The 14,056-nt window shown below is 61.3% G+C and carries 14 protein-coding genes and 1 pseudogene; 8 read left to right on the top strand and 7 right to left on the bottom strand.

Annotation, left to right across the window (positions count from 1 at the left end; translation table 11 throughout):
• Positions 1–167: 167 nt before the first annotated feature.
• Entirely contained in the window at positions 168–635 is a 468-nt protein-coding gene (locus R1W01_RS15320) for a GNAT family N-acetyltransferase (RefSeq protein WP_243613703.1), read from the top strand.
• Here R1W01_RS15320 and R1W01_RS15315 read toward each other — a convergent pair.
• The gene (locus R1W01_RS15315; RefSeq protein ID WP_243613702.1) at positions 632–943 is read right to left on the bottom strand and encodes a hypothetical protein; all 312 of its coding nucleotides are present in this window, start codon (positions 941–943) and stop codon (positions 632–634) included. The genes R1W01_RS15320 and R1W01_RS15315 overlap by 4 nt on opposite strands.
• Before the next feature lie 145 nt (positions 944–1,088).
• On the opposite strand from R1W01_RS15315, the gene R1W01_RS15310 reads away from it, so the two are divergent.
• Positions 1,089–2,303: a TsoY family (seleno)protein gene (locus R1W01_RS15310; RefSeq protein WP_297758141.1), complete on the top strand. Its 1,215-nt coding sequence runs from the start codon at positions 1,089–1,091 to the stop codon at positions 2,301–2,303.
• Positions 2,304–2,499: 196 nt separating this feature from the next.
• A complete protein-coding gene (locus tag R1W01_RS15305; RefSeq protein WP_243613700.1) occupies positions 2,500–3,267 on the top strand; it encodes a FadR/GntR family transcriptional regulator in 768 nt (255 codons plus the stop codon).
• 20 nt (positions 3,268–3,287) lie between these two features.
• On the opposite strand, the gene R1W01_RS15300 is transcribed toward R1W01_RS15305, so the two are convergent.
• Both R1W01_RS15300 and R1W01_RS15295 read right to left on the bottom strand, forming a co-directional pair.
• Complete coding sequence (locus tag R1W01_RS15300) at positions 3,288–4,274, bottom strand: NAD(P)H-quinone oxidoreductase (RefSeq protein WP_243613699.1); 987 nt, start codon at positions 4,272–4,274, stop codon at positions 3,288–3,290.
• A gap of 72 nt (positions 4,275–4,346) precedes the next feature.
• Positions 4,347–5,021, bottom strand: coding sequence for a COQ9 family protein (locus tag R1W01_RS15295; RefSeq protein WP_243613698.1), 675 nt, complete (start codon positions 5,019–5,021; stop codon positions 4,347–4,349).
• A 113-nt stretch (positions 5,022–5,134) separates the two neighbouring features.
• Here R1W01_RS15295 and rpsU point away from each other — a divergent pair, with 113 nt between their 5' ends.
• Both rpsU and yghU read left to right on the top strand, forming a co-directional pair.
• Positions 5,135–5,341 carry a 30S ribosomal protein S21 gene (gene rpsU, locus R1W01_RS15290; RefSeq protein ID WP_005614280.1) on the top strand — a complete coding sequence of 69 codons (207 nt, stop codon included), beginning with the start codon at positions 5,135–5,137 and terminating at the stop codon, positions 5,339–5,341.
• 179 nt (positions 5,342–5,520) lie between these two features.
• A complete protein-coding gene (gene yghU / locus R1W01_RS15285; protein WP_297758147.1) occupies positions 5,521–6,393 on the top strand; it encodes a glutathione-dependent disulfide-bond oxidoreductase in 873 nt (290 codons plus the stop codon).
• On the opposite strand, the gene R1W01_RS15280 is transcribed toward yghU, so the two are convergent.
• Positions 6,390–7,976, bottom strand: a complete 1,587-nt coding sequence (locus tag R1W01_RS15280; protein WP_297758150.1) for a GMC family oxidoreductase — start codon at positions 7,974–7,976, stop codon at positions 6,390–6,392. The genes yghU and R1W01_RS15280 overlap by 4 nt on opposite strands.
• A complete protein-coding gene (locus tag R1W01_RS15275) occupies positions 7,973–8,767 on the bottom strand; it encodes an alpha/beta hydrolase (RefSeq protein WP_297758153.1) in 795 nt (264 codons plus the stop codon). Before R1W01_RS15275 ends, R1W01_RS15280 begins: the two co-directional genes overlap by 4 nt.
• Before the next feature lie 107 nt (positions 8,768–8,874).
• On the opposite strand from R1W01_RS15275, the gene R1W01_RS15270 reads away from it, so the two are divergent.
• Positions 8,875–10,350 (top strand): NAD-dependent succinate-semialdehyde dehydrogenase, encoded by a 1,476-nt coding sequence (locus tag R1W01_RS15270; RefSeq protein ID WP_297758156.1) that lies wholly within the window; start codon positions 8,875–8,877, stop codon positions 10,348–10,350.
• A 36-nt stretch (positions 10,351–10,386) separates the two neighbouring features.
• Here the strand turns inward: R1W01_RS15270 and R1W01_RS15265 are convergent, their stop codons facing one another.
• Positions 10,387–10,860, bottom strand: a complete 474-nt coding sequence (locus R1W01_RS15265) for a hypothetical protein (protein ID WP_243613693.1) — start codon at positions 10,858–10,860, stop codon at positions 10,387–10,389.
• 161 nt (positions 10,861–11,021) lie between these two features.
• On the opposite strand from R1W01_RS15265, the gene R1W01_RS15260 reads away from it, so the two are divergent.
• Together R1W01_RS15260 and R1W01_RS15255 are read left to right on the top strand one after the other, a co-directional pair.
• The gene (locus R1W01_RS15260; protein ID WP_297758295.1) at positions 11,022–11,558 is read left to right on the top strand and encodes an RNA polymerase sigma factor; all 537 of its coding nucleotides are present in this window, start codon (positions 11,022–11,024) and stop codon (positions 11,556–11,558) included.
• Positions 11,555–13,405, top strand: a complete 1,851-nt coding sequence (locus tag R1W01_RS15255) for a vWA domain-containing protein (protein WP_297758159.1) — start codon at positions 11,555–11,557, stop codon at positions 13,403–13,405. The genes R1W01_RS15260 and R1W01_RS15255 overlap by 4 nt, the downstream gene beginning before the upstream one ends.
• A gap of 168 nt (positions 13,406–13,573) precedes the next feature.
• Here R1W01_RS15255 and R1W01_RS15250 read toward each other — a convergent pair.
• A pseudogene (locus tag R1W01_RS15250) lies at positions 13,574–14,042 on the bottom strand (Hsp20 family protein).
• Positions 14,043–14,056: the final 14 nt, after the last annotated feature.

The raw sequence follows: 14,056 nt of genomic DNA, 5'->3' as shown, positions 1-14,056 counted from the left end.
TGCGGAAATCCGCCGCCCTTCCTTCCTCTTGCGAGAAATATCCCGGGGTGAATTGGCCGCCTGCGGCCAAGAGGGGCGGCGCCCCTGACCCTGCACAATCTGGACAGCGGCGCGCGCGCCTGCCATTCATAGCGCCATCAAGACCTCCTACCGTGAAAGGCAGTCCCATGTCCGACATCAAGGTTCTTCCCGGTGATCCGCGCGATCCGCAGGCGACCGCCCTCCTGCGTCAAAGCCATGCCCTGATGCAGACGCTGTTCGAGCCCGAGGAGAACCACTTCCTTGATATCGACGAGCTTTGCGTGCCGGCGATCCGCTTTTTCGTCGCCCGTGAGGGCAAAGACGCGCTCGGCTGTGTCGCGCTGGCCAACAAAGGCGCCTATGGCGAGATCAAATCCATGTTCGTCGATCCCCGCGCCCGCGGCAAAGGCATTGCCCATCACCTGATGCGCAAGATCGAGGAAGAAGCCCGCACCCAGGGCCTGCCGACAGTGAAGCTCGAAACTGGCGATAAGCTGACTCAGGCGCATAGCCTGTACAAGGCGCATGGATATACCGATTGCGGCCCCTTCGGCGATTACGAGGCCAACACCACCTCGATCTTCATGACCAAAGACATCAGCGGCACGCCCTAGCCCGGACCATAGCCAATCTCGGCAAGGTCATCCGGCTTGCCGCATTTGAGGCGCGCAATCATAAGCGCCGCATCCCCACGAATGGTCTTCACAGGGCAACCATAGGCCCGCTCAACCGCGATCTCCGCCCTCCGGCCAAGCTGTTCGCTAAGGCGCGGTGCCCATTCTCGATTGACGCGGATCACTTCGACAAGCTTGCCGTTGCGCCGCATGACAAAGCGGCTTCCCTGAACCTCGGCCCGCACCGGTTCGGCCCCCATGAAATGGGGTGCCGGCACCGCGCAGGCCGAGACGATCAGGAGGGACATGAACAAGAACCTGAACATGCCCAAGCTTGCCGCGGAAACGTTAATCAACCGTTATCAACCGCCCTCTGCGCGCGAATGACGCATTTGTATTCTATATTTCGAATATATATTACATTCCAAATACAGCATATTAATGGAGTCCCCCATGACGACCCCCTTCAAACGTCCGGCGGATACCTATTCGCCGCTCTACTTCCTCGCCTCGCTTGGCGCCGGTGGCCTCTCGGTCACCTTCTTCATGTTCCTGTTCTTCTGGGTGCCGCACCCGAACCAACCTGTGCCAGTTTTCGAAGACATCTGGGCCGCCTTCTCGCAAGGCATGCTGCCGCTTCAGGCCGCCATCCTCATCGCTTGGGCCGGGATTGCCGTCTTTGCCTTCCTCAACGTGAAATACCTGCTTTGGAACCTCTCCGCACTCTCGGCCTTCAAAAAGACCGAGGCCTACACGACCTTGCGCAATTCCAATGCCGAAACCACCCTCCTCGCCGGGCCGCTTGCCGCCGCGATGACGATCAACGCGCTATTCATCGTCGGCATGGCCTTTGTGCCGATGCTCTGGACTATCGTCGAATACCTCTTCCCGATGGCCATGGTCGCCTTCGGCCTCGTCGGCCTCTGGGCGCTGCGCCTGATCGGGGATTTCCTTGGCCGGGTGCTCTCGCAGGGCGGCCTCTTTGACGTCACCGCCCACAATAGCTTTGCCCAGCTTCTCCCGGCCTTCGCGATCTCCATGGTCGGTGTCGGGTTCGCCGCCCCCGCTGCGATGAGCACGACGCCCGCGACGGTCGCCATCGCGCTGGTGATCTCGACCTTCTTCGCCGTGGCCGCCGTGATTTACACGCTGCTCGCCGCCGCGACCGCCTTTGCCTCGATGCTGCACTACGGCACCCACAAGGAGGCCGGGCCGACCCTCATGGTCATCGTGCCCATCGTCACCATCCTGTCGATCCTCTTCCTGCGTCAGGAGCATGGTCTCCACGTCACTTTCGGCGTGCACGGCGCGGAAGGCGAGACAATGATCTTCCTCGCGCGGATGCTCTCGGTGCAGGTCGTCTTCCTCGCGCTTGGCCTCCTCGTGATGCGCCGTCAGGGCTATTTCGCCGACTTCGTGCTCGGCCCGAAAACCTCGCCCGGCTCCTACGCACTCGTCTGCCCCGGCGTCGCCTTCGCGGTGTTGATGCATTTCTTCATCAACAAGGGGCTGGTCGCCTCCGGGGCCATCGACAAGTTCGGTGTGGCGTTCTGGATCCTGACCGCGATCGCCATCGCCTCGCAGGTGCTGATGATCGCCCTCGTGATCCGCCTCAACCGACAGCACTTCGGCAAACCCGCTCTGCCCGAGGCTGTGCCCGCCGAATAGCCTTTCCGCTCACGGAAACCGAAAAGGGCGCCCTCGGGCGCCCTTCATGCGTTTGCCCCCCCGCAAGCCGCACCACCGCGATACAGACGCAATACCGACGTGATACCGACGTTGGGTTTCGCCGCTTTCGCCCCCTTGTTCACGGCGCCGCAACGTGGTCAAATCATCTGACCAATTAACGGAAGCGCCCAACATCATGCCCTTTCAGAAAGTCCAGACCGAGAAGCTTTCGACCTCCGTCATCCGGCAAATCGAACAGCTGATCCTGCGCGGCATCCTGCGCCCCGGTGAGCGCCTGCCCTCCGAACGCGAGCTTGCGGATCGCCTTGGTGTGTCGCGCCCGTCTTTGCGCGAAGCCATTGCAGAACTTCAGGAAAATGGCCTTCTCGTCTCGCGCGCCGGGGCCGGAGTCTTTGTCGCCGACGTCCTCGGAAGCGCTTTTTCCGAGACGCTGGTGCGGCTTTTTGCGAACCATGACGAGGCGGTGTTCGATTACATTTCCTTCCGCCGCGACATGGAAGGCCTCGCCGCCGAACGCGCCGCGACCCGCGCCTCTGACACCGATCTCAAGGTGATCGATGCCGTGTTCGAAAAGATGGAAGCCGCCCACGCCAAACGCAACCCCGCCGACGAAGCCCGCCTCGACGCCGACTTCCATCTCGCCATCATCGAAGCCAGCCACAACGTCATCATGCTGCACATGATGCGCTCCATGTATCAGCTTCTGCGCGAAGGGGTGTTCTACAACCGCTCCGTCATGTTCAAGCAACGCGTGACCCGAAGCGATCTTCTGGAACAGCACCGGGCGATCAACACCGCTCTACAGGCACGCGACCCCGAAGCCGCCCGCGCGGCGGTAACGGCGCATCTCGACTACGTCGAGCAATCGCTTTTTGACCATCAGAAGGCCGAACGTCACGAAGCCGTCGCCAAGCAACGGTTCGAACATGAAAAGCGGCGCTAACCCCTTGATTGAAAAGACTGTCAGCCCGCGACCTTGAGAACGATCTTGCCGATGTGCCCGCTGCTTTCCATCCGCGAATGGGCGGCGGCGGCGTTTTCAAACGCGAATTCGCTATCCATCACGGGCGCCACGCGCCCCGCGTCGAGAAGCGGCCACACCTTTTCGCGCAAGGCCTCTGCGATCCGCGCCTTGGCAAGGTCGCTCTGCGGGCGCAAGGTCGATCCGGTCACGGTGAGGCGACGGGTCATGATCTGGGCAAAATTCAACTCGACCTTCGGTCCGGTGAGAAACGCGATTTGCACCAACCGCCCGTCATCCGCGAGGGTCTTGATGTTACGTGGGATATACGAACCGCCCACCATGTCGAGGATCAGGTCCGCCCCACCTTCAGCGCGCAGCACCTCGACAAAATCCTCGTCGCGGTAATTGATCGCCCGCTCCGCCCCAAGTTCAAGGCAGGCCGCGCATTTGTCTTCGGTCCCGGCGGTCGCAAAGACCCGTGCGCCGAACACGTTAGCAAGCTGGATCGCAGTCGTTCCGATCCCGCTCGAACCGCCATGCACGAGGAACCGTTCGCCAGCCTGAAGACCACCGCGCTGGAACACGTTGGACCAGACGGTAAAGAACGTCTCTGGAAGGCAGGCAGCTTCTTTGAGCCCCATGCCCTTGGGGATCGGCAGGCAATGCGCCGCCGGAGTCAGAACGTATTCTGCATAGCCCCCACCGGGCAGAAGCGCACAGACCTCGTCGCCTTCGGACCATTCGCTGACCCCTTCGCCCACGGCAACAATCATGCCCGACGCTTCTAGCCCCGGAAGATCGCTTGCGCTCGGCGGTGGTGCATACATCCCCGCCCGCTGCAGCGCATCGGGACGGTTCACACCGGCATAGGCAACCTTGATAATGACCTCTCCCGCCCCCGGCTGCGGCACGGGCCGTTCGCAGGGTTTGAGGACATCCGGCCCTCCCGCTTCGGTGATCTCGATTGCGCGCATGGTCTGGGTCATCGTCTGCTCCTCGGGGTGTCGTTGCCTTGGCATAGCACCCCGCCGCAGCCGCGAAAACCCGTCAGCCGCGCCTCAACCCCGCCACTGCCCCGGCATATCCCGTTTGGCACCCGGTGCTTTGATCCCGTCCAAAATCGACAGAGGCCCTTGCATCAGCTTGCCAAGACGGCTCTTGCGGAATCCGGCCTTGGCCTTCTCGAACTGCATCACGTTCTCGATCCGCCGATCAAGGAAGGCCCAAGTCTCGGCATGTCCGTCGCTCTCATCGCCAAGCCAGTAAAGGATCGTCGAGCTATAGACCGCCGAAAGCGTCATCCGTTTGGTGTACCAATTCACATCATCGGACGTATCGCCAAGCGCGTTCCAGATCGCATCGCATGTCTCCCAGACAAGCTGCGCCCCCGTGGCGGCGTATTGCGGCAGGGAGAAAAGCGTCGTGCCACGGCGCACCGCCTCTTTGTCCTCCACCGCTTCGAGACGGAACCGCACCAGAACGGCGACCTTCTCGCTATAGCGTAGCTCCGACACATCTTCGGCCTCGAACCGTTCGATCATCGCGGCATCCCCGCGCTTATGATAGGCAATGGCAAGATCCACCGCACCACGCGGACAGAGCGCATGTGCCAATGCCGAATCCATGCCACTATCGGCAATCGCCGCTTCGAATGTCGCATCGCTCCAGCCGTCAAACGCCACATGCGCAAGCGCGGCATCGAGCAGGGTTTGCTTGGGGTCGGCGTCGGACATCTAGGGCCTCCTTTGAACTCCACATCATACTAGACAAAGATGGGGCACTTTGCTATACGGCCACCTCCTGCAATTTCCTTGCAACTCAAACTTAGAAAGGTGGTGAAAACCACATGCAGGTTAGTGTTCGCGACAACAACGTCGATCAGGCGCTCCGCGCCCTGAAGAAGAAGCTCCAGCGTGAGGGTGTCTTCCGCGAAATGAAGCTCAAGCAGCATTTCGAGAAGCCGTCCGAGAAAAAAGCACGCGAAAAAGCTGAAGCGATCCGCCGTGCCCGTAAACTGGCACGCAAGAAAGCCCAGCGCGAAGGTCTCCTCTAAGAGATTCGAGCTTTGGACACAAAAATTCGGCAACCCCCGAGGCATCCGCCCGGGGGTTTTCGTCTTTTAGGGAAGCGCGCACAGCCGCCCCTGCCCTGACGCACAGACAGCCCCCCTCCCATTCCTGCTGAAAATGCCTACATTCGAGCAGGACACAATTCTGACAGGGTGCGAAAACCATGAGCGATACCTATACCCCCCCGAAAGTCTGGACCTGGGAAAGCGAGAGCGGCGGCCGCTTTGCGAGCATCAACCGCCCCATCTCTGGCCCGACTCACGACAAGAAACTCTCCGTGGGCAAACACCCGCATCAGCTTTACTCGCTGGCCACGCCGAACGGCGTAAAGGTCACGGTGATGTTCGAGGAACTCCTCGCCGCAGGGATCAAAGAGGCCGAGTATGACGCGTGGCTGATCAATATCGGTGATGGCGATCAATTCGGCTCGGGCTTTGTCGAGGTCAACCCGAACTCGAAAATCCCCGCCCTGATGGATCACACCACGACGCCCCCGACCCGCATTTTCGAATCCGGCGCGATTCTGCTTCACCTCGCCGAGAAGTTCGATGCCTTCCTGACTAAGGACCCTGCCAAGCGCCCCGAGATGCTGTCTTGGCTATTCTGGCAAATGGGTAGCGCGCCGTATCTCGGCGGTGGTTTCGGCCATTTCTACGCCTACGCCCCCGAAAAGTGGGAATACCCGATCAACCGCTTCGCGATGGAAGTCAAACGCCAGCTCGACGTGCTCGACAAGCGCCTTGCCGAGGTGCCCTACCTTGCCGGTGACGACTACACGATTGCCGACATCGCCAACTGGGCCTGGTATGGACAGCTCGCCCTTGGCCGCCTTTACGAAGCCGCCGAGTTCCTGAGCGTGCATGAATACAAGAACGTCGTCCGTTGGGCCGAAGACATCGACTCGCGCCCCGCTGTGCAGCGTGGCCGCATGGTCAACCGTGCCTTCGGTGATCCGAAAACCCAACTACACGAACGCCATGACGCAGGCGATTTCGACACCAACACGCAAGACAAGATCGCCCCGGAAGACTCCTAAACCAGGTCTTCCAGGATCATCTCGCTCGCCTTCTCGCCGATCATTATGGTCGGCGAGTTGGTGTTGCCGCTGGTGATCGTCGGCATGATGGACGCATCCACCACGCGCAAACCGCCGATCCCCCGCATCCTGAGGCGCGGATCTAGCGGCGCAGCCTCGTCTGCCCCCATCCGCACCGTGCCGACCGGGTGAAAGATCGTTGTTCCGACATCTCCGGCCGCCTTGACCAATTCAGCATCGTCCTGCGCAGTGATCCCCGGCTTCATCTCTTCGGGGCTGTACTTCGCCATTGGCCCCTGCGCCATGATCTCGCGCGCCTGACGGATCGCAGCGATGGCCACGGCCCGATCGCCCTCGGTGCTGAGATAATTCGGCGCGATTTCCGGTGCATCTTCGGGGTTCGGCGAGGTGATCCGCACATGCCCCCGGCTCTCTGGCCGCAGGTTGCAGATACTCGCCGTCATCGCCGGAAAATCATGGAGGGGCTGCCCAAACGCCTCAAGCGAGAGCGGCTGCACATGATATTCTAGGTCGGGCGTCTCAAGGCCGGGCCGCGACTTGGTAAACGCCCCAAGCTGCGACGGCGCCATCGACATCGGCCCGGAGCGTTTCAACAAGTATTCCAACCCGATCTTCGCCTTGCCAATAAGGGAATTCGCCATGGTGTTGAGCGTCTTCGCCCCGTCGAGCTTCCAAGCACAACGAAGCTGCAAATGGTCCTGTAGGTTCGCGCCGATCCCGTCGATCTCGTGCCGTACCGCGATGCCGTGGTCCTGAAGAACCGCCCCCGGCCCAATGCCCGAAAGTTGAAGGATCTGAGGCGAGTTGATCGCCCCCGCCGAAAGGATGACCTCGCGCTCCGCGCGCGCCTCTTTCAGTTCGCCGTTCTGGCGATAGGCCACACCGACAACACGCCCCTCTTCGATCAACAGGCGCTCGGTCCGCGCATGCACTTCAATCTTGAGCTTGGACTCGCGCACCGGACGCAAGAACGCCTTGGAGGTATTGAGGCGCCAGCCATCGCGCTGGTTGACCTTGAAATACCCGACACCCTCGTTGTCGCCTGTGTTGAAATCATCGGTGCGCGGCACACCCGCGGCCTCTGCCGCCGCCATCCAGTCGTCAAGCACATCCCAACGCAGGCGTTGGTTATCGACCCGCCATTCACCGCCCGCTCCATGCATTACGGAAGGGCCATCCATATAGTCCTCGGCCCGCTTGAAGAGCGGCAGCACATCGTCCCAGCCCCAGCCGGGATTGCCCAGCTGCCGCCAACCATCGTAATCCGCCGCCTGCCCACGCAAGTAGAGCATCCCGTTGATCGATGAACAGCCGCCAAGCCCCTTGCCGCGCGGGTAGAGGAGCGACCGTCCATTCAACCCCTTGTCCGGTGCGGTCTTGTACATCCAATCGGTGCGCGGATTGCCGATGCAATAGAGATATCCCATCGGAATATGGATCCAATGGTAGGTGTCGCGCCCGCCCGCCTCGAGTAGCAGAACCTTATGCCCCGCCTTGCTCAGGCGATTGGCCACGACACACCCGGCACTGCCCGCGCCGACAATGATGAAATCCCATGTCATGATGTTGCGTCCTCCGCCAACAAGCATGCCACCATCTCGCTCTGCGCATCGGCCAATGGCGCGATCACGTTGAAATGATGCTCTCCCTCGGTGACAACATGGCCGCAGCCCCACGCCTCCGCAAGCCAGCGCGCCTGATCAAGGAAAGCAGGGCGCTCATCCCCACCGACCCAAACCGTCACAGCCACATCCGGCAGGGGTGCCCCTAGCACAGGGCTTTCCACGGCGGCGATATCTTCTGTGATCCCGAGGTCCGCGTTCATCGATGTCTGCATGAGTGGGCGAAGGTCCGCGACCGGCGAGATCGGCATCACATGGCGCAACCTCCCGGCAACCGCCTCTGGCAACACGCCCGGCATTGCCATTCGTGCCACGAGATGCCCGCCCGCCGAATGCCCGGCCAAACAGATCGGCCCATCCACACGCTCTGCCGCCACCGTGACGGCCTGCGCAATTTGTGCCGTGATATCGGGAATGCCGACGCTCGGGCAAAGATCATAGGATGGCATCGCAACGGCCCATCCCTTCGCCACTGCGCCCGCCGCCAAATGCGACCAATAACTCCGGTCGAACCGCAGCCAATAGCCCCCATGCACAAACACCACGAGCCCCTTCGGCGTGCTCTCAGGCAGGAAAAGATCCATCACATGCCGTTCGCCCGGACCATAGGCAATCGCGATTTCGCTTCGCGTCGCCTTGCGAAACGCGTCGGCTTCGGCTTGCCACAAGTCTGGAAATCGCGCCGCATCCGGTATGTAGGCCGCGTTGGCATAGGCGTCGTCGAGGGTCATTCGCATATCCTTGGTCCGAAAATTAACTCATACTGGACTCATACCCTCGGCTGGACAAGACCACCGCCAAGTGGTTTTCATCTGCCAACGCAAAAGGGGAGCGAGCCATGCTAGATACCGTCACTGATCTGAAATCACTTCTGAAAGACCCAACCCTTCTTGAGACCCGCGCCTATATCGGCGGTGAATGGGTCGATGGTGCAAACGGGACTTTCGAGGTCACCAACCCTGCCCGCGGCGATGTTATCGCCAATGTGGCCGATCTTGACCGCGCACAGGTGGCCGATGCCATCGCCAAGGCCAACGCCGCTCAAAAGGACTGGGCCAAGTGGACCGGTAAGGAACGCGCCGCCGTTCTGCGGAAGTGGTTTGACCTGATGATGGAAAATCAAGCCGACCTCGCGACGATCCTTACGGCGGAAATGGGCAAGCCGCTCGCAGAAGCTGCGGGCGAGATCGCTTATGGCGCCTCCTTCATCGAATTCTTCGCGGAAGAGGCCAAACGCATCTACGGTGAAACCATCCCGGGCCACCAGCGCGACAAGCGCATCACGGTCATCAAACAACCAATCGGCGTCGCCGCCTCGATCACGCCGTGGAACTTCCCCAATGCGATGATCACCCGCAAGGCCGGCCCGGCCCTCGCCGCTGGCTGTGCCATGGTTGCCCGTCCCGCTGCCGAAACCCCGCTCTCGGCCATTGTCCTTGGCGTGCTTGCCGAACGCGCGGGCATCCCGGCGGGCGTTCTCAACATCGTGCCCTCCTCGCGTGCGAGCGAGATCGGCAAGGAGTTCTGTGAAAACGACGCGGTGCGCAAACTGACCTTTACCGGCTCGACCGAAGTTGGCCGCATCCTCCTGCGTCAGGCCGCGGATAGCGTGATGAAATGCTCGATGGAGCTTGGTGGCAACGCGCCCTTCATCGTCTTTGATGATGCCAACCTCGACGATGCCGTCGAAGGCGCGATCATGTGTAAATTCCGCAACAACGGCCAGACCTGCGTCTGTGCCAACCGCATCTACGTGCAGGCCGGCGTCTATGACGCCTTCGCCGAGAAACTCAAGGCACGCGTGGCCGCGATGAAGGTCGGCGATGGCCTCGAACAAGACACCGCCTTTGGCCCGCTCATCAACGAAGACGCCGTTGAAAAGGTTCGTGAGCATATTGCCGACGCCCAGTCCAAGGGCGGCGAGGTGATCCTCGGCGGCAACCCGTCGGAACTTGGCGGCACCTTCTTCCAGCCGACCATCGTCACCGGAGCCACGACCGAGATGGCCTTTGCCACGGACGAGACCTTCGGCCCCCTCGCCCCGCTCTTCAAATTCGAAGACGAGGACGATGTCATCGCCATGGCCAACGATACGATCTTCGGCCTTGCCTCCTATTTCTACGCAAGCGACCTGAGCCGCGTCTACAAAGTCGCCGAAGCGCTGGAATACGGGATCGTTGGCGTCAACACCGGGATCATCTCGACCGAGGTCGCCCCCTTCGGCGGCGTCAAGCAATCCGGCCTCGGCCGTGAAGGAAGCCATCACGGCATCGATGAGTTCCTCGAGATGAAATACATCTGCATGTCGGTCTAATCCCGCGCGTGCGAACCTTCTCCCCGCGGGCCGGCCTTAGGCAGATCCGCGGGGAAACAAAGCAACCGCCATCGGCGCAAGATGTGTCTCTAACAAGGCCGTCTCCGCCTGACTAAGCCCAACGGCCTCAGCAAGAAAATCGACCGCCACCCCAAGGTCTTCGGTCACAAGGCTCTGCGTTTCCCCCGACAGCCCCGAAAGCTCAGAGTAGGTGTTGGCCATACGCACCGCCGCCTGCGATGAAAGCCCCTCGACAAGATACGCCACGGTCACGTGTGTCACGCTCTCATCGAGAACGGACTTCTTCATCATGTGGCGCCGGATATCTGCAGAGGAAATCTGGCTGACATCCACCTCCCGCAGATCGAAGAGCACTGGCCGGCCGATCCCCTTGGCCTCTTCCGCGCCATACTCTTCAACGATGAGACGAAAGAGCTGCTCAAGGGTGAAGGGGTCACGCGCCCGCACGATATGCAGCCCGAACTGCTCCAGATACTCATGCTCCACCATGGAAATGCGTCCTTCAGAAAGAAATTTCTCAATAAGTTAGCGCCAAGATTAGATCGGAGAACCGCAATCTACCAAGAAGAAAGCCGAAAAGCTGTTCTTCAGCTTTTGAGATTTTTTCCAAGGATTGACCTGCGCCATGCGTCATACTCAATGTGATGCTTATGAACCTCTCCGACGAAGCCCTCGCCGAAGCGGCGGCACATGGTGACAAAGCGGCGTTCTCGGATCTTCTGGAACGCCACTACGATCGTGTCTTCGCGTTCGCGTTTCGCCTCACCGGAGGGCGCACCGAAGCCGAAGACCTAACCCAGGACATCTGCGCAGCGCTACCGTCAAAACTCCTGCGCTTCGAAGCGCGCGCACGGTTCACGACATGGCTTTACCGCGTCGTCCTCAACGCCGCCCATGATCGTCGCCGACGCCAAGAAGCCCATAGCCGCGCCGCTGAAGGATGGGGCGACTGGGAGATCGCCCGGCAAGCCGCCAACGCTGAAACCGACGCCCGGATCGACTGGCTCACCGAAGCGATGCGCGCCCTGCCTCCCGACCTGCGCGACACGCTTGCTCTGATCCTTGATGACCTGACCCATGCCGAGGCTGCCGAGGTTCTCAACATCTCCGAAGGCACCGTAAGCTGGCGCCTCTCGCAAGCCCGCAAACACCTGCGCGCCCTGAAAGAAAAGGAGGACACCGCATGAGCGACGACCTCAACTTCAACGACCTGAAACACGCGATGCGCGCCGCAACGCCTTCCCCCGACGCCAGGAAACGCGCTGAAAACATCGCCCTTGCCCAAGAAAATTTCGACCGCCTCCAAGGATCGGCGGATGACACACGTCCTACCTCTGATGCCCGCAAACCGGGCCTGTTCAGAGGAGTAATGATCATGTTGAAATCCATTCCCGCCAAAGGTGCCCTCGCCGCCTCCACGGCTCTTGCCGCGGTTGGCCTTGTGCTTGTCCTGCCCGTCCTGCAAGAGCCCCCCGCCCCGCTCAAACTGCGCGACACGGCCAAAGACGACGCCGTCGCAATCGAGGAAATGGAAGCGCCCCTTGTCGAGCCCTCCATCGCCCCCATGGCAAAATCCGCGCCGCAACGCTTTGCCACTGGCCTCAGCGCGCCCGAAATCCGCCCGATGCCGCCGCTCTCCGATACCGAAGCCTACCCAGAGACCGATCCGAACCCGCTCAAGGTCACGGCGGAAAGCCCCGTCTCGACCTTCTCGGTCGATGTCGACACCGCCTCTTACGCGGTCCTGCGCAACTCGCTCGAGACCGGCACGTTGCCGCCGAAAGACGCGGTGCGGATCGAGGAAATGGTGAACTATTTCCCCTATGGCTACGCCGCACCCTCCGGCGACACCCCCTTCGCAACGCATCTCGCCACGATGGTGACCCCGTGGAACCCGGATACCCGTCTCCTGCGCATCGCACTTCAGGGGCGCCTGCCGGACATCGCCGCGCGCCCGCCCCTGAACCTCGTCTTCCTCATCGACACCTCCGGGTCGATGGACGCGGCCAACAAACTACCCCTCCTGAAACAGAGCTTCTCACTGATGCTCTCCGAACTGCGCCCCGAGGATAGCGTCGCCATTGTGACCTACGCAGGCTCTGCCGGACGTGTCCTCGATCCGACACCTGCCAGCGACCGCACCACGATCCTCGCCGCGCTCGACCGGCTGACGGCTGGCGGCTCCACCGCCGGACAGGCCGGACTGCAGCAGGCCTATGCCACTGCCGAAGCGATGCAAGACGGCGAAGAGGTCTCCCGCGTGATCCTCGCCACCGATGGTGATTTCAATGTCGGCCTCTCCGACCCGGACGCCCTCAAAGACTACATCGCCAAGAAACGCGAGAGCGGCACCTACCTCTCCGTCCTCGGCTTCGGGCGCGGCAATCTCGATGACGCCACGATGCAGGCCCTCGCCCAGACAGGTAACGGACAGGCCGCCTATATCGATACACTGCACGAAGCCCGCAAAGTTCTTGTCGACCAACTCACAGGCACGCTTTTTCCCATCGCCGACGACGTGAAAATCCAGGTAGAGTTCAACCCCGCAACCATCGCCGAGTACCGTCTGATCGGCTACGAGACACGCCAATTGAACCGCGAAGACTTCAACAACGACAAGGTCGATGCGGGCGAAATCGGCGCGGGCCATGCCGTGACCGCGCTCTACGAACTGACCCCAACTGGCTCCCCGGCGCGGCAAACCGATCCGCTGCGCTATGGCACGGCTCCCGAATCCTCGGTTTCCGATGAACTGGGGTTCCTCAAACTGCGCTACAAAGCCCCCGGCGCATCCACGAGCCAGCTGATCGAAACACCGATCACCGCTGATCTCAAAGACGACACAGACGCACAGTTCGCTGCCGCCATCGCCGGGTTCGGCCAGCTTCTGACCGATGCGCGCTATCTTGGCGACTGGGGCTGGGACGAGGCCATCGCGCTCGCCACAGAACATCGTGGCGATGATCCTTTCGGCTATCGCACCGAGGCCGTGCGCCTGATGCGCCTCGCCCAAAGCCTCGCGGACCGCGATTGATCTTCACCTTTGTATAAATACTCCGGAGCGCGAGGCAGAGCCTCGCAACTGCACGCCCTGAAAGGGGCGTGCGAAACCTGCGCGCGCGGCACGCGCGCTCCGACAAAAAACCCCCGGCTGCGGCGCAACCGGGGGTCTCGTCCGGGAATTGGAAAACCGGATGCAGGCTTAGTTGACGGCTTTCGCGTCAACCACGTCCTTCTCGACCTCCTTGCCGTTCGCAATCGCAATGCGGCGCGGCTTGAGCGCTTCGGGAATCTCGCGCTCGAGGTCGATATGAAGCATCCCATCCTCATGGCGCGCACCAATCACGCGCACATGGTCTGCAAGATGGAACCGGCGCTCAAATGCGCGGGTGGCGATGCCGCGATGAAGATAGGTTCTGGCGTCATCCTCTTCCGCCTTGCGTGCGGTCACGACAAGCGCGTTTTCCTTGACTTCGATGCCAAGGTCATCCGCGCCGAACCCGGCAACGGCAATCGAGATGCGATAGGCATCTTCAGCGGTTTTCTCGATGTTATAGGGGGGGGTAGCTCGGCTGTCCTGCCTCGGTCGACAGGGCACGATCCATCAGGCTGGCAAGCTGGTCGAAACCGACCGACGAGCGGTAAAGCGGTGCGAAATCAAAGTGACGCATGTGTCATCCTCCTT

The sequence above is a fragment of the Shimia sp. FJ5 genome, assembly GCF_032918335.1.
GTDB classification, from domain to species: domain Bacteria; phylum Pseudomonadota; class Alphaproteobacteria; order Rhodobacterales; family Rhodobacteraceae; genus Shimia; species Shimia aestuarii_A.
This window is presented reverse-complemented; position numbering and strand designations above follow the sequence as displayed.